This is a genomic window from Streptomyces johnsoniae (assembly GCF_031845565.1).
GTDB classification, from domain to species: Bacteria; Actinomycetota; Actinomycetes; order Streptomycetales; family Streptomycetaceae; genus Streptomyces; species Streptomyces johnsoniae.
In genome coordinates this window covers 66,647-86,531 of sequence record NZ_JAVREV010000007.1, presented here as the reverse complement: position 1 = coordinate 86,531, position 19,885 = coordinate 66,647, and the positions used below count along the sequence as shown (strand labels likewise).

Below are 19,885 nucleotides of genomic sequence, written 5' to 3'. Positions count from 1 at the left end.
GTGACGTGCGCGCTGGGCGGCGTCGTCATCTGCTGGTCCACGGCTTCGGGACCCGGGCGGCGGCGTGCGCATGCTGGTCCGCCCAGTGGAGGACGGAGCGGTACAGTGCCTCGGAAGGGTCCGCGACCGGGTCGGTGACGTCGATCGGGTGCGAACGGTTGAAGTACGGGCGGAACCTGCCGTACGACTCGACCGCTCCGAGTTGCGACCTGGACAGATGCTTGCGGGCCAGCGGTAGATAAAACCGGTCCCAGGCACGTGGTTTGACGTACGGGGGCGGCTCGATCGGGGTGACGCCGCGCCGGGCCCGCCACTCGTTGAGCCCGTCGACGATGACCTTGTGCGTGCCGTCCACGCTCAGCGCCGCGGTGCCGCCCCCGACGACCGCCACCCTCGCGTGTCCTGACGTGCGGTCGGCTGGGCCTGACATGACGATCCTGGTGATGATCCCGGCCGCGTCGTCGGTGGACGCGATGTCCACGTAACCGCCGGGATCTCCGACGACCACCGGGAGCGCCCCGGAGCACAACCCGCGCATCAGGGCGAACACTCCGCCGAAGCGGTCGATGAACCCGTCGTCGCGGCGGCCGCAGATCAGCGGCAGCCGGACGATGTCCGCCCCGGGGTGTTCCCGGGCCACCCATGCCTCGGCGCGCGCCTTCGCCCACTCGTACGTGTTGTGGAAGTCCTCCGGGTTCTGCTGTCCGTGCTCCCGAGCGGCTCCGCGGCCCTCTACGGCGATCGTGGAGAGTTGCACGACATGCGTATCCGGGCCCGCCAGCGCGAAGAGCGCCGCCGTGGAGGCCGTGTTGGCCTGGTACGCCTCCTCGGCCGGGAGCCCCCACCGGGTGTCGGCGGCGGCGTTGACCATGACGTCCCAGGAGCGCCGTACCGTACGCGGCGCCTCCTCCGCGCCGATCCGCCAGGCCACGTCGCGCGCGCCGGGGCCGCCCGATCGGCTGATCCGCCAGGTTGCCGCCCCGGACCGTTCCAGGCGGCGGCAGAGTTCCCCGCCGACCGCCCCCGACGCGCCCGCCACGAGTACGTCCACTCGCCACCACCCGCCCGTTCCGCCGTTCGTCGCCTCCGGTATGCGGCGTCCGATGTCCGGCGAGAGTAGGACGAGGCGGGGCGTGGGCCGGTGACTGTTCCGTCTGGCAGAACACCGCGTCCCGTAATGCCGGGGCTCCGTAACCTGCCCAGTATGCCAAGAGTGCTGCCCTTCGCCTGCGGCCCGTCGATCGCCCATGTCACCGGGGCGCCATCCGCGGTCCGTCCGAGTTCGCCAGGTTCGCCCAGCGGCACACCCACAAGCGCCACACGCGGGAACGGTCTACCGCGGACGTCGCCGGCTCGCTCGTGGAGGCGACGGGGCCGGTCGACGCGGCCGTGCGTGCCAGGGACGAGCATCTCTGCATGACGTTCAGGGGAGTCCGCGCGCCCGCTGACAGCCGGCACTGCGCGGTGTGTTTCCGAGACGACCCGCGCATGGTCGCCCAGCTGACCAGATGAAACCGGAGCAGTCGCGAATGGAGATCAACACGCCGCCCACGCGGTCGTTCGGGTCCACCCTGAGGGCCGCACGGCGCGACCGGGGACTCTCACTCGGACAGCTGGCCCAGCTGGTCAACTACAGCAAGGGCCACCTCAGCAGGGTGGAGTCCGAGGGCAAGGCGCCGACCGACATGCTCGCCCGGCGGTGTGACGAGGCACTGCGCACCGGTGGCCTGCTGAGCGGTCTCGTCGACGCCGCCAGGTCAGGCCGCCGCGGTCCGTCGCTCAACCAGTTACCCAGGGCGGCGCCCGGCCTGGTCGGGCGCGCAGCGACCATATCCGCGTTGGACCGCACTCTTCACCTGCCGGGTGCGCGTCGCGACCCGGCGGAGTGCACCGTCGTCGTCGTCGACGGGCAGGCGGGAATCGGCAAGACCAGCACGGCGCTCAATTGGGCCCACGGTGTCGCGGGCCAGTTCCCCGACGGCATCCTGTTCGCCGATCTGGGCGGCTTCGGCCCCGGCGTGCCGGCCGATGAGACCGATGTCCTGCGGCACTTCATGGCGTCCCTCGGCGTACAGGTGGACGCGGAGGTGCCTGCCGAATACCTCGCGGCCCGGTACCGCAGCCTGATGACCGGCAAGCGGGCGCTGATCATGCTGGACAACGCGGCCGGCGCGGGACAGGTCAGGCCGCTGCTGCCGGCGGCCGGTGGGTGCCACGTGTTGGTGACGAGCCGGGACCGGCTGTCCGGACTGGTCGTACGGGACGGCGCCAAGCGGGTCACGGTGCCACCGATGACCAAGGAGGAGGCATTACGGCTGCTCGAAGCCACAGCTGGACCGTGGTTCGACCGATCGGCCGCGCCGGACGTCGCGCGTTCCTGTGGCTATGTCCCGCTGGCCCTGCGTGTCGCCGCCGAGAACATCGCCGGGTGGCATCGGTCGCCATTCGACGGCCTCGGCGGCGGGGCGGACGAGGCGACCACATTGCGGACTGTTCTGTCGTGGTCCTACCGCAAGTTGGCGCCCGCTGCGGCGAATGCGCTGCAACGCCTGGCGGCCATCGGCGGTGAGACCGTCTCGCCGGCGACCGCGGCCGGCCTGCTCGGCACCGGGGTGAACGAGGCTCACGTGCTGATGGACGCGCTGGCGGAGATCCATCTGCTGCACCAGGTCGCGCCCGGCGCTTATCGTCTCGACCGGCTCACCGCGGCCTTCTCCACCGAGCTGAACGAGACCCGGCCGCTCCCGCCGGCGACCTACGACTTCCACGCCCAGGTGCGCCGCCTGCCGGACTCCCGTGCGCCGCAAGCGCCGGTGCGCAACGAGGACGGGGTCCTCGGCGGCAGCGCCTGACGTTCCACTGAAGCCGGGCGGGCCGGTGATCACGGATGACGCCGACAAGTCCTCGGTCTGCGAGCGCACCAGCTGGGAACAGAGGGCTCTACACCGGCTCTGTCCATTCCCCTGGAATCAGGGGCGGGAGGCCAAGACGGTCGACTGTTTCGGTCCACCCTCTGACCAGCCTCAGCCCTCCGAACATCCCTTGCGGAGAACGCAGCTCGGGGAGATGCTCGCCGAGGCCAAGACTCTCTTGTGCCGATGTCACCCAGTTCTCGAGTCGTGTCAGCCATGGGTCGGCCTCTGAGGGGTCACTCGCGAGTTCGTTCGCCTCATGGATGAGTTTGAGACCTTGAGAGCGGAGCGGCTCCGGTGCGTATGTGATCTGGTCGAGGGCCCCGCCGTTCTCTTGCCAGTACGGCTCTCCGCCGTGCTCCAGACCGCTCACCTGCAGACTCGCGAGAACCAGATTGCGAGTTTGTGCGGCCACCATCCGCCACTGGCCGGCGCGTACTCCGCCGTGAATGTCTTCCAGTGCTCCCTGAACGACCAACAGCGTTATCACGGAACCGTGACCGATACTGGATACGTAGGACTGTAGTCCACTAGTGCTTCGAACGCTCACACCACACCTCTTCAACGTTCTGTGCGCTGTACGCCGAGCCAGAGCATGTCCTCACCGAAGAGCGCCTCGACATCGGCATCCCATTTTTCCGACAGAGAGTAAGTCCAAGTGCTTGGCTTACCGACGTTGCTTTTTGCTGAGACCACTGCTGCCCGCAACCCCCATCGGGACACGATGTGTTCCTTGCCGAATGACTCCCATGAGGTGCCGACAGCCGGCTGCAGGCTCAGTCGCCAGGAGCTGGTGTCGACATCACCGAGGTAGGTGTGGAGCAAGCTTTCTGCCTGCTCTAGGTAGTGAGGTACGTCGAGGGCGGAAAGCGGTGGGCTTACCGCTTGCTCGTACGCCGACAGCGCCTTCGAGTCTCCGAGGCGTTCCAGCTTTTCCCCCAGCCATTTCCATTTGAAGTACGATTCCCCGTGAGCCGCTGCGTGACGTTCGAGCGCTGCCATGAGCGCATCGCCTGCCCGGATTCCTGCGACCAGAGGCTTGTGGGCGAGCAGGGCCCTGGCTGCCGCTTGCATGCGGTATGCCTCCACTGCATGCCAGTCGCTCATCCACTCGCCTACTTCGGCCTCCAGGCGCTGTTGCCAAGCAATCCATTGATCTGTGCCGGAAAGCGGAACGCCCAGACCGTACCTGGTGATGACGTCGATCGCCTTGCGCCTCGCCCCGATATCTCCTGGCTTCATATCTTCCGGAGGCCACTTGACCGAACTCAGTTCGCTGCGCCTGTCCAGGAGTTGCTGGGAGCCGCAGGTGATTGCGTCGATCCGTGCGCCGTTCGGGTATGACATCAGCGGAAGCGTGCTGGCAACATCATCTTCCACGACGGTGTACAGGTCCAAGTCGCTGGTGTTGTTACCGAATCCGGCAATGACTGATCCGGCAGCGACCACCAGAAGCGGCTCACCAAATGATCTGTCGATTTCATCCAGTACCTGTCGTTCCGTGAGGTCATACCGTTTGATGTAGCCTTGATATCTGCCGAGCCTGGCGTCGTCCATCAATCGGTCCGTTCCGATTCGAGTTCTGCGGTCGTCGCGGCATCTTCTGCGCTGTTTTTCTCAGGTCCGCGCCACCCGGGTATCGATGGCCTCCAGCATCTGCCGGCAGTTCTCCTCCAGCGCCCGGCCCGCCACCGGGTCCAGCATGTCGGCCAGCAGGGGGATGCCGATCTCGAAGTCGATGGTGACCCGGACCGTGGAGGTCGCGGCGTCGATCTCCAGCACCCGCCAGTCACCGACGAAGCGTTCCAAATCGCCCTCCACCTGGTGGAACGTCATGATCCGGGTCTCGTCGTCGGTCCTGTCCTCCTCCGTCCACTCCAGGAGCGAGCCCTTGAGGATCACCGACCAGTCGCTGAGCCGGGCTCCGGCCGTGCCGGTCTCGTGGACGACCACGCTCTGCACGTTGGTCATGAACTTCGGGTACTCCGCCAGATCCGTCACCGCCCTCCAGGTGTCCGACGCGGGGGCGTTGATCGTCATCTCGACAGTGACCGTGGGCACGGTGGGCTCCTTGGGTGTTCCGAGGTTCCGATGTTTTTTCGAGGTTCGGGTGTTTCGAGGTTCCGAAGTTCCGATGTTTCGACGGGTACGGGACGAATCAGGCGGGGTCGAAGGAGATGGGCTGCCCGGTGCAGTACGCGCCGACGGCGTCGTCGCAGACGAGGAGCGACGGCGGGTGGTGGTGTACGGCGAGGGAGTCGAGCAGCACGGCCGCCGCCGGATGCCCCTCGGTGTACGCGCGCCCCCCGATGACCGGGGTGAGCGCGCCGGCGAACCGTTCCCGTACGTCCGACAGGGAGGCCCGCAGGCCCATCGCGGCGGCCAGCGCGGTGTGGCCGGTCAGCGCCTCGTGCTCCCAGTCGGCGGCGAGGGCGCGGGTGGCGGCGCCCAGCGCGTACAACTCCCGCGCGGCCCGGCCGATCAGCGCCGTACGTGAGCGTGACGTGGTGCCCGCGCACTGCTCCGCCGTCCTGTCGAGCAGCGTCGAGAGCACCCCGTGGTAGGTGGCCGCGACAAGGACCACGAACCAGACGACCCCGGCGATGAGGATGTCGTCCACAGCACCCGCCGGGCCCCGGTAGAAGACGAGCCGCCGGTCGATCTCGACATCGGTGAGGCGGACCCGGCCCGTGTCCGAGAGCCGCATGCCCAGCGAGGGCCAGTCGCCCTCGTGGGTGATGCCCGGTGAGTTGGCCGGGACGAGCGCGATCAACGTCTCGTCGGTGTCGCGCACCTGGGCGGTGACACACATCAGGGTGGCCGTGGTGGAGAGCGAACAGGGGTACTTCGTACCGGAGATACGGAAGCCCTTGCCCTCCGGGACGGCCACCGAGCGGCTGCTGAGGAAGTTGCCGTTGCCGCCCGGCTCGGCGAAGGCGGAGGCCACCAGCGCGTGGGTCTCCGCGATGCTCTCCAGCAGCATCCAGGAGGTGTCGCGGTGGCGTCGCCAGTAGTCGACCATCAGGCCCACGGTCATGGAATGCATGTTCAGCGCGATGGCCGGTCCCGGGTCGAGGCGGCCGAGCGCGCGCTGCGCGCCGGCGACCGCGACGAGTCCGGCCCCGCCGCCGCCGAACTCCGCCGGGACGGGCAGCGTCGCGTAGTCGGTTGCCGCGATGGCCCTGATCCGGTCAGCGGCCGTGGCCTCACCAGGGGGCGGGTCCTGGGACAGTTCTCCGAGGAACGACGGAGTTGCCCACCCGGCGTCCAGAAGCCGTCTCACCTGCTGTTCCACGCTGCCGCCTGCCTTCCATCGACTTGTCGATCCGCCAGGTTCGCCGGCCTGGCCGCCGTCACGACCACGGCACCTTGACCTGCTCGGGCCGGAACACGCACCACGCGGCCAGCGCGAAGACGGCCGCGAGCCCGAGCAGCACCGCCACGGGCAGCAGGACGCCGTCGACGCCCGCGCCGCCGAGTACCGCCTCGTTGAAGCCGCGCATCGCCCAGTACGTAGGGGTGACCTTGCCGAGCGCCTGGGCCCAGAGAGGCAGGGTCGCGTACGGCACGATGCCGCCCCCGCATCCGGCGAACAGCAGCCCGGTCAGGTACGCGAGGGCGTTGAGCTGCATCATGCTCCGGCAGAACGCGATCAGCGCGAACCCGAAGCACACCATGGACGCCGCCAGCGCCACGGCCACCACCGCCAGCGCCGCGACCGAACCGCGCACGTGGAGGCCGAACAGCGCGCCGCCCACGGCGAACAGCACCGTCTGCTGGGTGAGAGCGAGCAGCAGAGTCGACGTGACCCGCCCGCCGATCAGCTCGGCGGCGCGCAGCGGGCTCGCCCGCAGCCGGTTCCAGGTGCGCCAGCCGTGCTCGCGGAAGATGGTCTGCCCGACGTAACTGACGAGGAAGAAGCAGAACATCGCGGCGATCCCGGGAACCGCCTGCTCCGCGCCGGTGACCGCTATACCGCCGGGCGCGGCCCCGTACCGTTCGGTCAGATCGGCCTCGAAGGCGGAGGAGAGGAACCCCATGATCAGCAGCGGCATGAGCGTCAGCACGATCAGCGGGGCCGGATCGGCGCGTACGTGCTCGGCGTCCTTGAGCGTGACGGCCGCCGCCCGCCGCCAGGAGAGGTCAGGCATCGCTCGCCACCCCGTCCGGCTCGTTCGACGTCTCCGGTGTCTCTGACGTCTCCGGCGTCTCCGGCGTCTCCGGCGTGGTGACGTTCAGGAAGACCGATTCCAGGCTGGCCGGCCTGATCTCCACCGACTGGAGCCGCTGCGCCGCCTCGCCCAGTTCGTTGATCGCGCGTACGGCCGTGATCTGCGGGCTGTCGGTCACGATCCGCACCGTCCGCTCCTCGCGCCTGACCGGCCACGGCAGCGCGATGTCCGGCGCCGGTCCGGTGAAGGTCAGGTCGACGCGGCTCTCGCCGTGGTCGCGCAGGAGTTCCCGTACGGTGCCACGGGCGACGACCCGGCCCCGGTCGAGGATCACGGTGGGGCCGCCCAACTCCTCGACCTCGGCGAGGTAGTGGCTCGAATAGCAGACCGCCACGCCCGCGTCCGCCAGCCCGCGCACCAGCTCCACCAGGGCGATCCGGCTGACCACGTCCATCCCGACGGTCGGTTCGTCGAGCAGGACGACGGGAGGCTCCGGAACGAGCGCGATCGCCACATGCAGGCGGCGCTGCTCGCCGCCGGACAGGGCACGGGCCGACCGGTCCAGCAGCGGGGCGAGCCCCAGCGGTCCGGCGACCTGGTCGATACGGTGCTTCGCCCGCGCGCCCCACAACCCGGCGAGCCTGGCGAAGAAACGCAGGTTCTCGGCGACGGTCAGGGTGGGGTACACACCGAGGTCCTGGGGCGCGAAGCCGACCGGGCCGCCGGCCGTGCACGTACCGCTGTCCGGGCGGGTCAGCCCGGCCACGATCGACAGGAGGGTGGACTTGCCGGCGCCGTTCGTGCCGAGCAGGGCCACCACCTCACCGGCCGGGACGTCCAGGTCGACGCCGCGCAGCGCGACGACGTCCCGGTACGCCTTGCTGACTTGGCTCACCCGCAGCATCGGGGACCCGTCACCGTCACCTCTCACCGGCTCGCTCACCGGCTCAGGATGGCGGCGGAACCGGCCGGTGCGGGGCGGGTTCCGTCAGATGGAACGGTGCGGAGGAGAGGGGTGCATGGCCGTTAGAGTGCTGCTCCTTCTTTGCGGACCTGCGGTCCTTGTGGAGGTGTGGTCGATGACCGAGCCGGCTACGACGGCAACGGCTACGGCTCTCAAGGCGTTACGCAGACATCTTTCGCCCCGGCTCGCCCTGCTGCTCGGTATGAACGGGCAGGACAGCCTCGAAGTGCGGGCGAGCGGCGCGGAGGTGACCCTGTCGGACGGGCGGTCCGTGCTCGACTTCGGCAGTTACGGGGTGGCCTTGCTCGGCCACCGGCACCCCCGGGTGGTCGCGGCGGTGACCGAGCAGTTGGGGCGTATGCCCTCCTCCACCCGGGTGCTGGCCAACGAGACGCTGCCCCGGTTCGCCTCCGAGGTCGTGTCATTCGTCGGACTGGCGGGGCTGACCAGGGTCTGGGCCGGGCTCAACGGCACGGACGCGGTGGAGACCGTTCTGAAGCTGGCGCGGGCGGCCAGCGGGCGGAGCCGGGTGATCGCGGTCGAGGGCGGCTTCCACGGCAAGTCGCACGGTGCGCTCGCGGCGACGTCGAGCCCGCGCTTCCGGGAGCCGCTGGCCGCCGTACTGCCGCCCGTCACGCATGTGCCCGCGACGGCGGACGCGGCGGCCCTGGACGCGGCGTTCGCCGGGGGGGATGTGGCGGCGGTGATCGTGGAGCCCGTGCAGGGCGAGGGCGGCGTACGTCCGCTCGGCGCGGGCCTGTTGCACGAGCTGCGGCGGCGCGCCCGGGACGCCGGGGCGTTCCTGGTGAGCGACGAGATCCAGTGTGGGCTGCGCCGGTGCGGGCCTCCGACGCTCGCGGGCGAGCTGGGGCTCGAACCCGACGCGGTGCTGCTGGGGAAGGGGCTCGGCGGCGGGGTGATGCCGCTGTCGGCGGTGGTCGCGAGCGAGGAGCTGTACGCGCCGCTGCGCGACGATCCGTTCCTGCACACCGCGACGTTCGCCGGGCATCCGCTGAGCGCCGCCGCCGGTATCGCGGCGGTGCGGGCCGTGGCGGAGCACGCCGCCGACGGGGAGCGGGTGGCCCGGCGGATGGAGGCGGGGCTCGCCACACTGCGGGAGCGGTGGCCCGAGCACATCGCGGCGGTGCGGGGGCGTGGACTGCTGTGGGGGCTGGAGTTTGCCTCGACCGCCCTCGCGGGCAAGGTCTTCGCCGACCTGGGCCCGGCCGGGCTGCTCGTCTCGCCGTGCCTGGGGCGGCCCGAGGTGGTGCGGCTGTTCCCGCCGATGATCGCCACCGACCGGGAGATCGACCGGGCTCTCGAGATCCTGGACACGACGGTACGTGGGGCGGCGGCGCAGGCCACCGTTCAGGCTCCGTTTCGCGCGGAGAGCTGAGGCAGGACCGCAGGACCGGGCGCGGCCGGTACGGGGCGTCCCCGGGATGCGTCAGCGACGCGCCCGGGGCCGCCCCGGGTCCGTCACGGCCGTACGGCCGTGACCAGCGCCGGGCGCAGCCGGCCCACCGCGTATTCATCCCTGGCGGTGGTCAAGGTACGGACCACCAGATCGACTTCGTCCGTGCCGAGCATGGCCTCCGCCGAGCCACGGAAGAGCCGCAGGGCCTTCAGCCGGGCGGCGAGCAGGTCGGTGGCCCAGGGGGTCAGATCGGTCAGCTCGATGCGGGTGAGTCCGGCGGCGCGCAGTTGCTCACGGCGGGTGGTGACGGAGGTGGTGTGGAAGACGCCGGCGGGGTGGAGTTCGTGAAAGGTTTCCGTCGGGCCGGTGCCGTCGGGAGCGAGGCTGACCTCCTCGGTACAGAGCAGCACGCCTTCGGGCCGCAGCAACCGGGCGGCCTCCTGGAACACCTGGTCCGGGCGGGGAAAGTGGGGCAGCGAGCCGGTGATGACCACCGCGTCGAGCGAGGCGTCGGGCAGGGGGACGGATTCGGCCGAGGAACAGAGGATGGTGATGTCTTCGCGCCCCTGGGATTCGTTGATCGTCCGGCTGAGTTCGCAGTGCTCGGGAACCAGCTCCACGCCGTACGCCAGTTCTACCGGGGTGCCGCGTTCCGTGAGGCGGTCGAGAATGTACCGCAAGGCCCCGCCGAATCCGCTGCCCATTTCCGCCAGTCGCGTCGGCGCGGCCAGTCTCTCGACGACGAGGTCGCAGCCGTTCGGGCCGAAGTGGCCCATCTGGTCCAGGAACATGAGTCCGGCGGCCCCGGTGCCACCGGTGAATTCGGTGATACGGTGCTCGGCCGCCTGCCAGTCGAAGAGGTGACCGAAGAGCCGCTGGTGGTACGCGTGCTGGAGCTTCGTCACGTCGTGATCCCACATCGTGCCGGAATCCTTCGTCATGCGGATTCCTGGGTGGGTGAGTGGACACTGACGCTGGATAACGCCTTGCGCGCGCCGATGAGTTCGCGGACCACGGCGATCCGGTGCGCTCCGCCGGGAGGAATGGCCACCGACAGCGCGCCCAGTACGGAACCGCTCGGAGCGCTGATCGGAACGGCCACCGCCACCGTTCTCCCCGTACGCGATATCGCATAGCCCCGGTGGACGATTTCCGACAGTCCGGCTTCGCCTCGGTACGGAAGGGATGCCACACGTTCGCGCCTGATGCCGTCCTGCCTGATGCCGTCCTGCCGTACCCAGGTGCGGAAGGCGGCGATGACCTTGGCCGCCGCGGAGACACACACGGTCAAGGGGCCCCCGAAGGCCACATCGTCCTCCTGGACACGCCGTCCCTCGCGGGCCTCGAAGTGTAAGGACCGGTCGTTGGACAGGAGCGTGAAGAACGCCGGACACTTCCGCCTGGCGATGATCAGCGGTGTGTGCGGCAGGATTCTGTGGAGGAGCTGCGTCGGCTCGGGAACGCGGTCGGAGAGCATCGCCACGCGCCGGCCGAGACAGAGATCCTTTCCGTCACGGTCGAGCAGTCCCCAGACGAGGAGTTCCATGATCAGACGGTGAACGGTGGCCTTCGCAAGGCCGGTCCTGCGGGAGATCTCGGAAAGCGTGAGACTGCTTTCTCCGGGCGTGAAGCACTCCAGGATGCTGAGCCCTCGGGACAGCATGGAAAGGCGCCCCGCGGCCGCTCCAGGAATGACTGACATCCTCATTTGGCTGTGTGGCATCGGCATACCTCGAAGGTGCGAGATGGTACCTGTTCGCGGACGACATACGTGACGACATACGTGATGGAGAAGGACCCAAGGCGCACCACTCACGTCGAGGCCGACCGTCACGGCAGGTCCGCCACCCCGTGCTGGCACAAGCAGCCGAGTGGCTGGCGCACACCGGACGGCACACTGTCAGTGGAAGCGGCGCGCTGCGCGGCGCGCTGCGGTCCACACGCACACGGTTGGTCTGAAAAGTTTTCAACGCGGATTCCCTGCTCGCCGACGGCTAGACAATCGTGAGGTGTCGGTTAGTGGAACGCGAAACCAATAGTTGCACACGTGGTGAGTTCGCGCAGTCGACCTTCGACTTCTAAAAGAAACGGTCACTGATCGGGCAGGATAATTGGGATATCGGTCATGCCGCCTGCCCGGCACTTCCGCGTCCCGGCCGCCGTGCCGGCCCAGGGGCATGCGCGTCCACGCCATCCTCACCGTGCTCCGAGCCGACGAACAGACCCGTCAGGGCCCAGCGGACCGGCCGGCCCTGCCTCGCTCGGGCGATACAGCGAAACGGGCTCACTTTCCCGCGGGCGGCAGCCCTGATGGTGCGGGGGCCGCACGATGCGACGCGTGGCCGCGAGTTGGCCGGACGGTTCGCTGTGCGGGCAACGTTCCACCCTCGCCCGCCCATCGTGGTCCGCCATCACGGCCGACCGTACCGACCCCGAGCTGTGCTGGACTCGTCCGCCTCGGTGGGCGGAGCAGCCTCAAGGGCGCCGGCGTCGCAGAGTGTGCAGGTCGGAGCGTTCGTCAGACGGATATGGAGGGTGGGGCGGGTGGGACTCGAACCCACGGCCGACGGATTATGAGTCCGTTGCTCTAACCGGCTGAGCTACCGCCCCGTAACGGCGTGCCGCGTACATCTGTGCGCGCCGTCTGCCGCAGCATAGCTGCTCATACGATCTGCCGCCCGGGCCGGGGGCTGTCGTACGCAGGCAAGGACTGCGGGCATGGGGTGATCGGTTCCCGGCACGGTGCCAGTGATGCACGGAGAACAACAAAGGGCCCCGGACGGGGCCCTTCGCGTGATGAGGACTGCTGCTCCCCCGACTGGACTCGAACCAGTAACCTGCCGGTTAACAGCCGGCTGCTCTGCCAATTGAGCTACAGGGGACTGCTCTGCCCGGGTCCGCGCCCCCGAGCCGGGGGGCGTGTCCGTGCCGCGGCCCATACATTAGCGCATGTGAGGGGGTGCTTCGAAATCGGTATCCGGGGCATCCCGGTTACCTGCGGCGCGATGTGCCACGAGAAGATCGGTCATCGGGAGAGAGAGGAAGCATCCCATGCGCAAGCTCATCTTCATCGCCGGTGTGGCGGTGGGCTACGTGCTCGGCGCGAAGGCCGGGCGGGAGCGGTACGACCAGTTGCGGGAGGCGGCGGAGCGGGTGCGGAGCAATCCCGCGGTGCGCAATGCCGTCGACTCCGCGACGCAGTCCGGGCGGGAGGCCGCGGCGCGCGCGGCCGGTGTGGTCGCGGACCGGGCGGGGGACCGGTTGCCGGGCGCGGTGACCGAGCGGCTTCGCGCGGTCGGCGGTCACGACGAACGGGGCGCGGCGTAGGGGCGCGCAAAACCGGACGTCCGGCCCATTGCCCGCGGTGACCGCTGCTGGTTAGCGTATGTTCGACATTCCGGCGTGCGATCGGGATGTCGAACACTTGAGTGGCGGAGGCATCGGGCATGGGGCGTCGCGTACCGGCGGTGAGCCGGGCGTTGGACATATTGGAGCTGTTTCTCGACGGGGACGGGACGCTGTCCGCTCCCGAGATCACCCGCAGGCTTCAGCTGCCGCGGACCACGGTGCACGAGCTGGTGACCACGCTGGCCGCCCGTTCCTACCTGGTGCCGGTGCCGGAGCAGCCGGGCAGGTACCGGCTGGGGGTGCGGACCTACCAGCTCGGCAGCAGGTACGCCGAGCAGCTCGACCTCGCGGCCGAGGGCCAGCAGGTGGCCAGGGCGGTCGCCGAGACCTGCGGCGAGACGGTGCACGTGGCGGTTCTGGAGGACGCGGACGTCATCTACATCGCGAAGGTGGACAGCACGCACGCGGTGCGCATGGTCTCCGCCGCGGGCCGCCGGCTGCCGGCGCACTGCACGGCGGTGGGCAAGATGCTGCTGGCCTCGCTGTCGCCGCAGGAGCTGGACGAACGGCTGCCGGCCGGGGACGAGCTGCCCGCCATGACGCCGAACTCGATCACCTCGGCCGAGGCCCTGCGCGCGACCCTCGATGAGGTCAGGGATCGTCAACTGGCCTCCGAGCAGCGGGAGTCCAACCCGGACGTCAGCTGCGTGGCCGCGCCCGTGCGGGACCGGGCGGGGCGGGTTGTCGCGGCGCTGAGCATTTCGGTGCCGATGATCCGCTGGAGCGCGGAGCGGCAGGAGGAACTGGCGGCGCTCGCGGTCAAGGGTGCGGCGCAGCTGTCGGAACGGCTCGGCCACCACGCGGGCTGAGCGCGGCAGGAGAAGCACGAGAGCACGAGGAGAGCGGTGGCAGACGGGCTTGAGATCGCGATACGTGGCCGTGCGGAGCTGGGGGAGGGCCCGACCTGGGACCCGGCAGCGGAACGGCTGATCTGGGTGGACATCCTGTCCTCCCGGGTGCACCTCTTCGACCCGGCGACCGGCCGCAGGACCGTGCTGCCCACCGAGCAGCACGTCGGGGCCGCGAAGCCGCGGGCGGGCGGCGGGTTCGTGGTGAACCTGCGGGACGGCGTCGGCTTGTACGAGGCGTCGGGCGCGTTCCGCTGGCTGCGGCACGAGCCGGTGCCCGGGCGCCGCGGCAACGACGCGGCGGTGGCGCCGGACGGCTCGCTGTGGGCTGGGACGATGCGCTACGACGAGCGGCAGGGCGGCGGCACGCTGGAGCGGCTGACGGGCGCGGGGGAGGCACGGCGGGTGCTGCCGGACGTCACTGTCAGCAATGGCCTGGGCTGGAGCCCCGACGGGTCGGTCCTGTACTACATCGACACCCCGACGCGGCGCGTGGACGCCTTCCGCGTCACCGGGGACGGCGGGGTGGCGGACCGGCGGACGGTGGTGGACACCGCCGATCTGCCCGGCTTCCCGGACGGTCTGACGGTCGACGCGGACGGCTGTCCGTGGGTCGCCTTCTGGGAGGGCGGCGCGGTGTGCCGCTTCACGCCGGAGGGGAAGCGGGACCGCACCCTCCCGGTGCCGGTGTCGCGGCCCACGGCCTGCGCGTTCGGCGGCCCCGGCCTGGCGGACCTGTACATCACCACCGCGGCCACCGGCACGGACCCGGGCACCGAGCCGCTGGCCGGCTCGGTGTTCGTGCTCCCCGGCGCGGGCCGCGGCCTCCCCCAGCCGGCGTTCGCCGGCTAGGTCCTGTCCTGTCGATCTTGTCGGATCAGCCCGCGGCTCCCCCAGACTCCTCCCCCAGACTTCGTCTGGGAGGTGCCCCCAGGGAGGTGCCCCCAGATGCGGTGCATCGCAAGGCACCGGATCGCAGCTCATACTTGGCCGTATTCGCGCGATTCGGTAACGCAGCGAGGTGCCGTAGCTGGCGTCGTGGGCCCGGCAAGATCGGCAGGACAGGGCCTAGGTCTGGCCCAGGGGGCCGGGGCGGGGTCGATCGGCGCCGGGGTGGCGACGCCTATGCGCAGGCAGGCGAACGCGTGAACGCCGTCGGAGAGGTCGGAGAGGTCGGAGAGGTCGAGGTCCTCGGGGGGAGCGCACGACGGGTCGTCCCACTCCTGGAGCCGCGCCGTCTCGTGCCATCCCTGCCGGCCGAGGTCTCCTCCTGACGTCTCCTCGGGCTGGCTTGTGCTGTCGGCGCCGGGGGGCGTTTCCGGGGCCTCGGGGAGCGAGCTGCAACCGGTGGTCAGCAGCAGACCGGCGAGCAGGGTGACGGTCGCGGACCGGTGAGACATGGCGGCAGCCTGCGCCGGGGCATGATGGGGGCAATGCCGGTTCCCTTCAGGGAGGTTTTCCGTGGATGTGCCCGCTGTCGGCCGCGAATGGCATCTGGTGTCGAGGCCCCGGGGGTGGCCGGTGCCGGAGGACTTCGCGCTGCGCCAGGCGCCTGTGCCGCGACCGGGCGACGGGGAGCTGGTGGTGCGGAACCTGCACTTGTCGGTCGACCCGTACATGCGCGGACGGATGAACGACGTGAAGTCCTACACTCCGCCGTTCGCCCTGGACCGGCCCATGGAGGGTGCGGCGGTCGGGGAGGTGCTGGTCTCCGAGGCGCCCGGGTTCGCGCCGGGTGACCACGTGCTGCATCCGCTGGGCTGGCGCGAGTTCGCCGTCGTGCCGGCCGGGCGGGCGACGAAGGTGTCCGCGGACCTGGCGCCGCTGACCGCCTATCTCGGGGTGCTCGGCATGACCGGGCTGACCGCGTACGCGGGGCTGACGGAGATCGCGCGCCTGCGCGAGGGCGATGTGGTCTTCGTATCGGGCGCGGCCGGTGCCGTGGGCGGCCAGGCGGGCCAGATCGCGCGGCTGAAGGGCGCCTCACGGGTCATCGGCAGCGCGGGTTCGGACGAGAAGGTGCGGCTGGTGACGGAGGAGTACGGCTTCGACGCGGCGTTCAACTACCGCAGCGGCCCGGTCGGGGAGCAGCTGGCCGCCGCCGCGCCGGACGGCATCGACGTCTACTTCGACAACGTGGGCGGCGATCATCTGGAAGCCGCCCTCGACGCGTTCAACGTGCACGGCCGGGCCGTTATCTGCGGCATGATCGCGCAGTACAACGCGACGGAGCCGCCCGTGGCGCCGCGCAACCTGTTCCTGACCATCGGCAAGCGGCTGCGGCTCCAGGGCATGCTGGTGCGCGATCACCACTCCCTCCAGCCGCGGTTCATCGAGGAGGTCTCGGCCTGGATTCGCTCCGGTGAGCTGACGTACCGGGAGACCGTGGCCGTGGGCATCGAGAACACGGTGGACGCGTTCCTCGGCATGCTGCGCGGCCTCAACACGGGGAAGATGATCGTCACCCTGGACGGCTGACGAGGCGGCGGAAAACTTCTCGGACCGCCGCAGGGGCGTTGACGGTGACGTGCGCCACTCCCACGTTCCGGTATCACGGATACCTGCCGCGCTCCCGGTCGAGCCGCCGGCGCGCGCTCGGCTCCTTGGCCGGACGCGGCCGCGCACTGGCACCTCTTCGGCTGCGGCTGCGGCTGCGGCGACGGCGGCGTCACCATGAACGACTTCCTGTGGCCGTTCCTCGTCACGACCGACCCGAACGCCATGACGCTGCCGGTCGGCCTGGTGAGCGTCCCCCGCTGATCGTCTTTGTCTTCTTCCAGCGGCAGATCGTGCGCGGCGTCGCCCATACGGGGCTCGCCGGCCAGTAGCCGGGCGCACCGAGTGTGACAGTCCGGCGACACTCCCCGAAACTTCCGGGGAGTGTTGTCGTAACGGTTGACCTTCGACAGATTCGACTTCTACCTTCCGTTCGGATATCCGATCAGGATTCGAAATGCCGAACGAGCGAAGGGTTTTCGGGATGACTCATGCCTCCCTGCGGTCCCTGCCGCCGCCCCTCGGACGGCCGAGCCGCCGCGGACTGCTGCGCGGCGCGGCAGGACTCGGGGCGGCCGTGGCCCTCGGTGGCTCAGCCGCCTGCGGCTCCGCCGCCTCCCTGGCCGGCGGTGACCGCCGGATTCAGTTCTGGAACCTTTTCAGCGGCGGCGACGGCGCCAACATGCGGGGGATGCTCGACCGGTTCCGCGCCGAATTCCCCGGCATCGAGGTCGAGGACACCACGCTGGCCTGGGGGGACCGCTACTACACCAAGCTCGCCATGGCGGGCGCCGGCGGGCGGGCCCCCGATGTCGGCATCCTGCACCTCGGCCGGCTCGCCGGCTTCGCGCCCGGCCGGCTGCTCGACCCCATCGACACCGGCCTGCTGGCCGAAGCCGGGGTGCGCCGCGAGGACTTCAACGCCACGCTGTGGGACCGGGCCACGATCGGCGGCGAACTGTACGGGCTGCCGCTGGACATCCACCCCTCGACGATGTTCTACAACCGCGCCGCCTGCGAGCCCGCGGGGCTGCTCGACGCCGAGGGCCGCCTGACCGAACTGAACGGCACCGAGCGGTTCCTCGACGCGCTCGACGCCGTGCGCGAGGTCATCGGCCAGTCCCCGCTGGGCTGGAACGCGCTGATGCCCGGCGAGTGCTGGTGGACGTTCGTCGGCCTGTACGCGCAGACCGGCGGCAGCATCCTCAGCGAGGACGGCACCGAACTCGCCCTCGACGACGACCGGGCCGAGGAGGTGCTGGCGTTCATGGCCCGCCTGGTCGCGGACGAGTACGCCATACCCGGCCAGGACCTGGTCGGCTACTTCGTCAACGGCGGCGGCTTCGTCCTCTTCGGCAACTGGCTGCTGGTCGACTTCCGGACCGCGGGACTCGACTTCGGCGCCCGGCCCTACCCCACGCTCTTCGGCACGCCCGCCACCCAGGCGGAGTCCCACATCCTCGTCCTGCCCCACCAGGAGGGCCGCAGCGGCGCCGCCAACGAGGCCGCGCACACGCTGATCGCCTGGCTCGTGCGGAACAGCCTCTCCTGGGCCGAGGCCAGCCACGTGCCCGCCTACCTGCCCATCCTCGAACACCCCGACTACCTCGCCATGGAACCGCAGTCCGAGTACCGCGGTGCCATGGACATCGCCGCGTTCGACCCGCCCGCCTGGTTCTGCGGTACCTCCTCCCGCGTCCAGGCGGACGTCGGCGTCCACCTCTCCGCCGCCGCCATGGGCTCCGTCACCCCCGCCGAGGCCGTGCGCGACATCCGTTCCACGCTGCGTTCCCTCCTCGACACCCGCAACCCGTTCGGCGAAGGGACCGCGTCGTGACCGCCCTGGCCCCCGCCCCCGCCCCGCCCGGCGTCCGCGAGAGCGCCCCCGCGCGGCGCCCGGGCCGCTCACGTCTCGGCCGGATCATGCAGCACGGCGGCTGGTTCGTCGCCCCGTTCCTCGTCTTCTACGGCGTCTTCCTCGTGTGGCCGCTGGTCTCCGGGCTGTGGTACAGCCTCAACGAGACCAACCTGGCGGGCATCAACACCGAGTTCATCGGCCTGGACAACTACCGCGAGGCCCTGAACGACGACCAGCTGTGGGACTCGCTGGGCAACACCCTCACGTTCACCGCGATGCTCACCCCGCTGATCGTCGCCGTCGCCTTCGGCCTCGCGCTGCTCGCCCACAACATCAAGCACGGCAAGTGGTTCTGGCGGCTGGCCTTCTTCGCGCCGTTCCTGCTGCCCTCCGCCGTGCTGGCCGACCTGTGGCGGTGGCTGTACGAGCCGGACTTCGGCCTGCTCAACAACGCCCTGAACGAGCGCGTCCCGTGGCTGCTCGAAGGCGACTGGGCCATGTTCTCCATGGTGCTCGCCACCCTCTGGTGGACCGTCGGCTTCAGCTTCCTGCTGTACCTGGCCGCGCTCCAGGCCATCCCCGACCACCTCTACGAGGCGGCCGCGCTGGACGGAGCGGGACCGTGGCAGCGGATGTGGCACATCACCGTCCCCATGGTCCGCAACATCACCGGACTCATCGTGGTCCTCCAGATCCTGGCCTCGCTCCAGGTCTTCGACCAGATCTTCCTGATCAACGAGGGCGGCCCGAACAACGAGACCCGTCCGGTGGTGCAGTACATCATCCAGCAGGGCTTCACCGGCTACCGCATCGGCTACGCCTCGGCCCTGTCCTACATCGTCTTCGTCCTGATCGTCGCCGTCACGCTGGTCCGGCTGTGGCTGGTGCGCAAGCGCACGGACGAGAAGGGGGAAACGCGATGAGCGAGCGGACTTTCGCCGTGAAGGTGCGGCGCAACGCGGGGCAGATCGTGCTGACCACCCTCGGCGCGCTGCTGGCCGCGCTGTGGCTGGTGCCGTTCGGGTGGGCGCTGTCCACCTCGTTGAAGCCGGAGGGCGACACGCAGCTGCTGCCCCTGAAGTGGATTCAGTCGAACATGAACCTGGACGCCTACCGCAGCGTCCTGGACACGGGCGACATCCCCAAGTGGCTGGTGAACTCCGTGATCGTCTCCACGGGCGTCACCGCGCTGACCCTGGCGGTCTCGGCGCTCGCCGCCTACGGCTTCGCCCGCACGCGCTTCCGTTTCCGCAAGGCGCTGTTCGGGCTCACGCTGGCCGGGATCATGGTGCCGGGCACCGTCATCACCGCGCCGCTGTTCGCGAATGTGCGAACGATGGGCCTGGTCGACACCTACTGGGGCGTCATCCTGCCGCAGGTGTCCGCACCGGCGATGGTGTTCATCCTCTACAAGTTCTTCCAGGGCGTACCCAGGGAGTTGGAGGAGGCCGCGCGCATCGACGGCGCGGGCCGGTGGCGGATCTTTCTGGGGATCGTGCTGCCGCTGTCCCGTCCCGTGCTCGCGGCGGTCGGCATCTTCACGTTCATCGGGTCGTGGAACAACTTCATGTGGCCCTATCTGGTCACCACCGACCCCGATCTGGCCACGCTGCCGGTTGGCCTGGCCACGGTGCAGTCCTCGTTCGGCATCCGCTGGGCGCAGCTGATGGCGGGTGCGCTGCTGGCCGCGCTGCCGCTGCTGATCGTGTTCGTGTTCTTCCAGCGGCAGATCGTGCGCGGTGTCGCCCACACCGGCATCGCCGGTCAGTGATCGGGGGAGGAACGAGCGGAGGCGTTGACTGTGCGGCGC

General features: G+C 70.0%; 19 protein-coding genes, 2 tRNA genes and 1 pseudogene. 11 read left to right on the top strand and 11 right to left on the bottom strand.

Annotated elements, in window-relative coordinates; genetic code table 11:
- Positions 1 to 25: 25 nt before the first annotated feature.
- The gene (locus RM779_RS14465) at positions 26 to 1,051 is read right to left on the bottom strand and encodes an SDR family oxidoreductase (RefSeq protein WP_311618088.1); all 1,026 of its coding nucleotides are present in this window, start codon (positions 1,049 to 1,051) and stop codon (positions 26 to 28) included.
- 176 nt (positions 1,052 to 1,227) lie between these two features.
- Here RM779_RS14465 and RM779_RS33695 point away from each other — a divergent pair, with 176 nt between their 5' ends.
- Positions 1,228 to 1,512: a GTP cyclohydrolase I gene (locus RM779_RS33695; RefSeq protein ID WP_394813300.1), complete on the top strand. Its 285-nt coding sequence runs from the start codon at positions 1,228 to 1,230 to the stop codon at positions 1,510 to 1,512.
- Positions 1,513 to 1,529: 17 nt separating this feature from the next.
- The gene (locus tag RM779_RS14460; protein WP_311618087.1) at positions 1,530 to 2,852 is read left to right on the top strand and encodes a helix-turn-helix domain-containing protein; all 1,323 of its coding nucleotides are present in this window, start codon (positions 1,530 to 1,532) and stop codon (positions 2,850 to 2,852) included.
- 621 nt (positions 2,853 to 3,473) lie between these two features.
- Here RM779_RS14460 and RM779_RS14455 read toward each other — a convergent pair.
- The 5 genes from RM779_RS14455 to RM779_RS14435 all read right to left on the bottom strand — a co-directional run bounded on the left by RM779_RS14455 (position 3,474) and on the right by RM779_RS14435 (position 8,027).
- Positions 3,474 to 4,469 carry a hypothetical protein gene (locus RM779_RS14455; protein ID WP_311618086.1) on the bottom strand — a complete coding sequence of 332 codons (996 nt, stop codon included), beginning with the start codon at positions 4,467 to 4,469 and terminating at the stop codon, positions 3,474 to 3,476.
- Between the two features lie 60 nt (positions 4,470 to 4,529).
- Positions 4,530 to 4,973, bottom strand: a complete 444-nt coding sequence (locus tag RM779_RS14450; RefSeq protein ID WP_311618085.1) for a type II toxin-antitoxin system RatA family toxin — start codon at positions 4,971 to 4,973, stop codon at positions 4,530 to 4,532.
- Positions 4,974 to 5,070: 97 nt separating this feature from the next.
- Positions 5,071 to 6,195: an acyl-CoA dehydrogenase family protein gene (locus tag RM779_RS14445; RefSeq protein ID WP_311618084.1), complete on the bottom strand. Its 1,125-nt coding sequence runs from the start codon at positions 6,193 to 6,195 to the stop codon at positions 5,071 to 5,073.
- Between the two features lie 70 nt (positions 6,196 to 6,265).
- Complete coding sequence (locus RM779_RS14440; protein ID WP_311618083.1) at positions 6,266 to 7,063, bottom strand: ABC transporter permease; 798 nt, start codon at positions 7,061 to 7,063, stop codon at positions 6,266 to 6,268.
- Positions 7,056 to 8,027 (bottom strand): ABC transporter ATP-binding protein, encoded by a 972-nt coding sequence (locus RM779_RS14435; RefSeq protein ID WP_311618082.1) that lies wholly within the window; start codon positions 8,025 to 8,027, stop codon positions 7,056 to 7,058. The genes RM779_RS14440 and RM779_RS14435 overlap by 8 nt, the downstream gene beginning before the upstream one ends.
- A 136-nt stretch (positions 8,028 to 8,163) precedes the next feature.
- Between RM779_RS14435 and RM779_RS14430 the strand changes: the two genes are divergently transcribed.
- Complete coding sequence (locus tag RM779_RS14430) at positions 8,164 to 9,444, top strand: class-III pyridoxal-phosphate-dependent aminotransferase (protein WP_311618081.1); 1,281 nt, start codon at positions 8,164 to 8,166, stop codon at positions 9,442 to 9,444.
- Between the two features lie 83 nt (positions 9,445 to 9,527).
- On the opposite strand, the gene RM779_RS14425 is transcribed toward RM779_RS14430, so the two are convergent.
- The 4 genes from RM779_RS14425 to RM779_RS14410 all read right to left on the bottom strand — a co-directional run bounded on the left by RM779_RS14425 (position 9,528) and on the right by RM779_RS14410 (position 12,347).
- Positions 9,528 to 10,406 carry a class I SAM-dependent methyltransferase gene (locus tag RM779_RS14425; RefSeq protein WP_311618080.1) on the bottom strand — a complete coding sequence of 293 codons (879 nt, stop codon included), beginning with the start codon at positions 10,404 to 10,406 and terminating at the stop codon, positions 9,528 to 9,530.
- On the bottom strand, positions 10,403 to 11,128 hold the full coding sequence (locus RM779_RS14420) for an IclR family transcriptional regulator (RefSeq protein WP_311618079.1): 726 nt from the start codon (positions 11,126 to 11,128) through the stop codon (positions 10,403 to 10,405). The genes RM779_RS14425 and RM779_RS14420 overlap by 4 nt, the downstream gene beginning before the upstream one ends.
- 873 nt (positions 11,129 to 12,001) lie before the next feature.
- Positions 12,002 to 12,075 (bottom strand) — tRNA-Ile (locus tag RM779_RS14415).
- A 199-nt stretch (positions 12,076 to 12,274) separates the two neighbouring features.
- A tRNA-Asn gene (locus RM779_RS14410) sits at positions 12,275 to 12,347 on the bottom strand.
- Positions 12,348 to 12,516: 169 nt separating this feature from the next.
- Between RM779_RS14410 and RM779_RS14405 the strand changes: the two genes are divergently transcribed.
- The 3 genes from RM779_RS14405 (at position 12,517) to RM779_RS14395 (ending at position 14,573) form a co-directional block, all read left to right on the top strand.
- On the top strand, positions 12,517 to 12,792 hold the full coding sequence (locus tag RM779_RS14405; protein ID WP_311618078.1) for a hypothetical protein: 276 nt from the start codon (positions 12,517 to 12,519) through the stop codon (positions 12,790 to 12,792).
- 119 nt (positions 12,793 to 12,911) lie between these two features.
- Complete coding sequence (locus tag RM779_RS14400) at positions 12,912 to 13,682, top strand: IclR family transcriptional regulator (RefSeq protein WP_311618077.1); 771 nt, start codon at positions 12,912 to 12,914, stop codon at positions 13,680 to 13,682.
- Positions 13,683 to 13,718: 36 nt separating this feature from the next.
- Positions 13,719 to 14,573, top strand: a complete 855-nt coding sequence (locus tag RM779_RS14395; protein ID WP_311618076.1) for an SMP-30/gluconolactonase/LRE family protein — start codon at positions 13,719 to 13,721, stop codon at positions 14,571 to 14,573.
- A gap of 128 nt (positions 14,574 to 14,701) precedes the next feature.
- Here the strand turns inward: RM779_RS14395 and RM779_RS14390 are convergent, their stop codons facing one another.
- On the bottom strand, positions 14,702 to 15,121 hold the full coding sequence (locus tag RM779_RS14390; protein WP_311618075.1) for a hypothetical protein: 420 nt from the start codon (positions 15,119 to 15,121) through the stop codon (positions 14,702 to 14,704).
- 61 nt (positions 15,122 to 15,182) lie between these two features.
- Between RM779_RS14390 and RM779_RS14385 the strand changes: the two genes are divergently transcribed.
- From RM779_RS14385 to RM779_RS14365, 5 genes and pseudogenes are all read left to right on the top strand, one after another.
- Complete coding sequence (locus RM779_RS14385; protein ID WP_311618074.1) at positions 15,183 to 16,199, top strand: NADP-dependent oxidoreductase; 1,017 nt, start codon at positions 15,183 to 15,185, stop codon at positions 16,197 to 16,199.
- 192 nt (positions 16,200 to 16,391) lie between these two features.
- Positions 16,392 to 16,549 (top strand): annotated as a pseudogene (locus RM779_RS14380) (carbohydrate ABC transporter permease); the annotation flags it as partial.
- Positions 16,550 to 16,701: 152 nt separating this feature from the next.
- The gene (locus tag RM779_RS14375) at positions 16,702 to 18,054 is read left to right on the top strand and encodes an extracellular solute-binding protein (RefSeq protein ID WP_311618073.1); all 1,353 of its coding nucleotides are present in this window, start codon (positions 16,702 to 16,704) and stop codon (positions 18,052 to 18,054) included.
- Entirely contained in the window at positions 18,051 to 18,998 is a 948-nt protein-coding gene (locus tag RM779_RS14370; RefSeq protein ID WP_311618072.1) for a carbohydrate ABC transporter permease, read from the top strand. Before RM779_RS14375 ends, RM779_RS14370 begins: the two co-directional genes overlap by 4 nt.
- Entirely contained in the window at positions 18,995 to 19,846 is an 852-nt protein-coding gene (locus RM779_RS14365) for a carbohydrate ABC transporter permease (RefSeq protein WP_311618071.1), read from the top strand. Before RM779_RS14370 ends, RM779_RS14365 begins: the two co-directional genes overlap by 4 nt.
- The last annotated feature ends 39 nt before the right edge of the window (positions 19,847 to 19,885 follow it).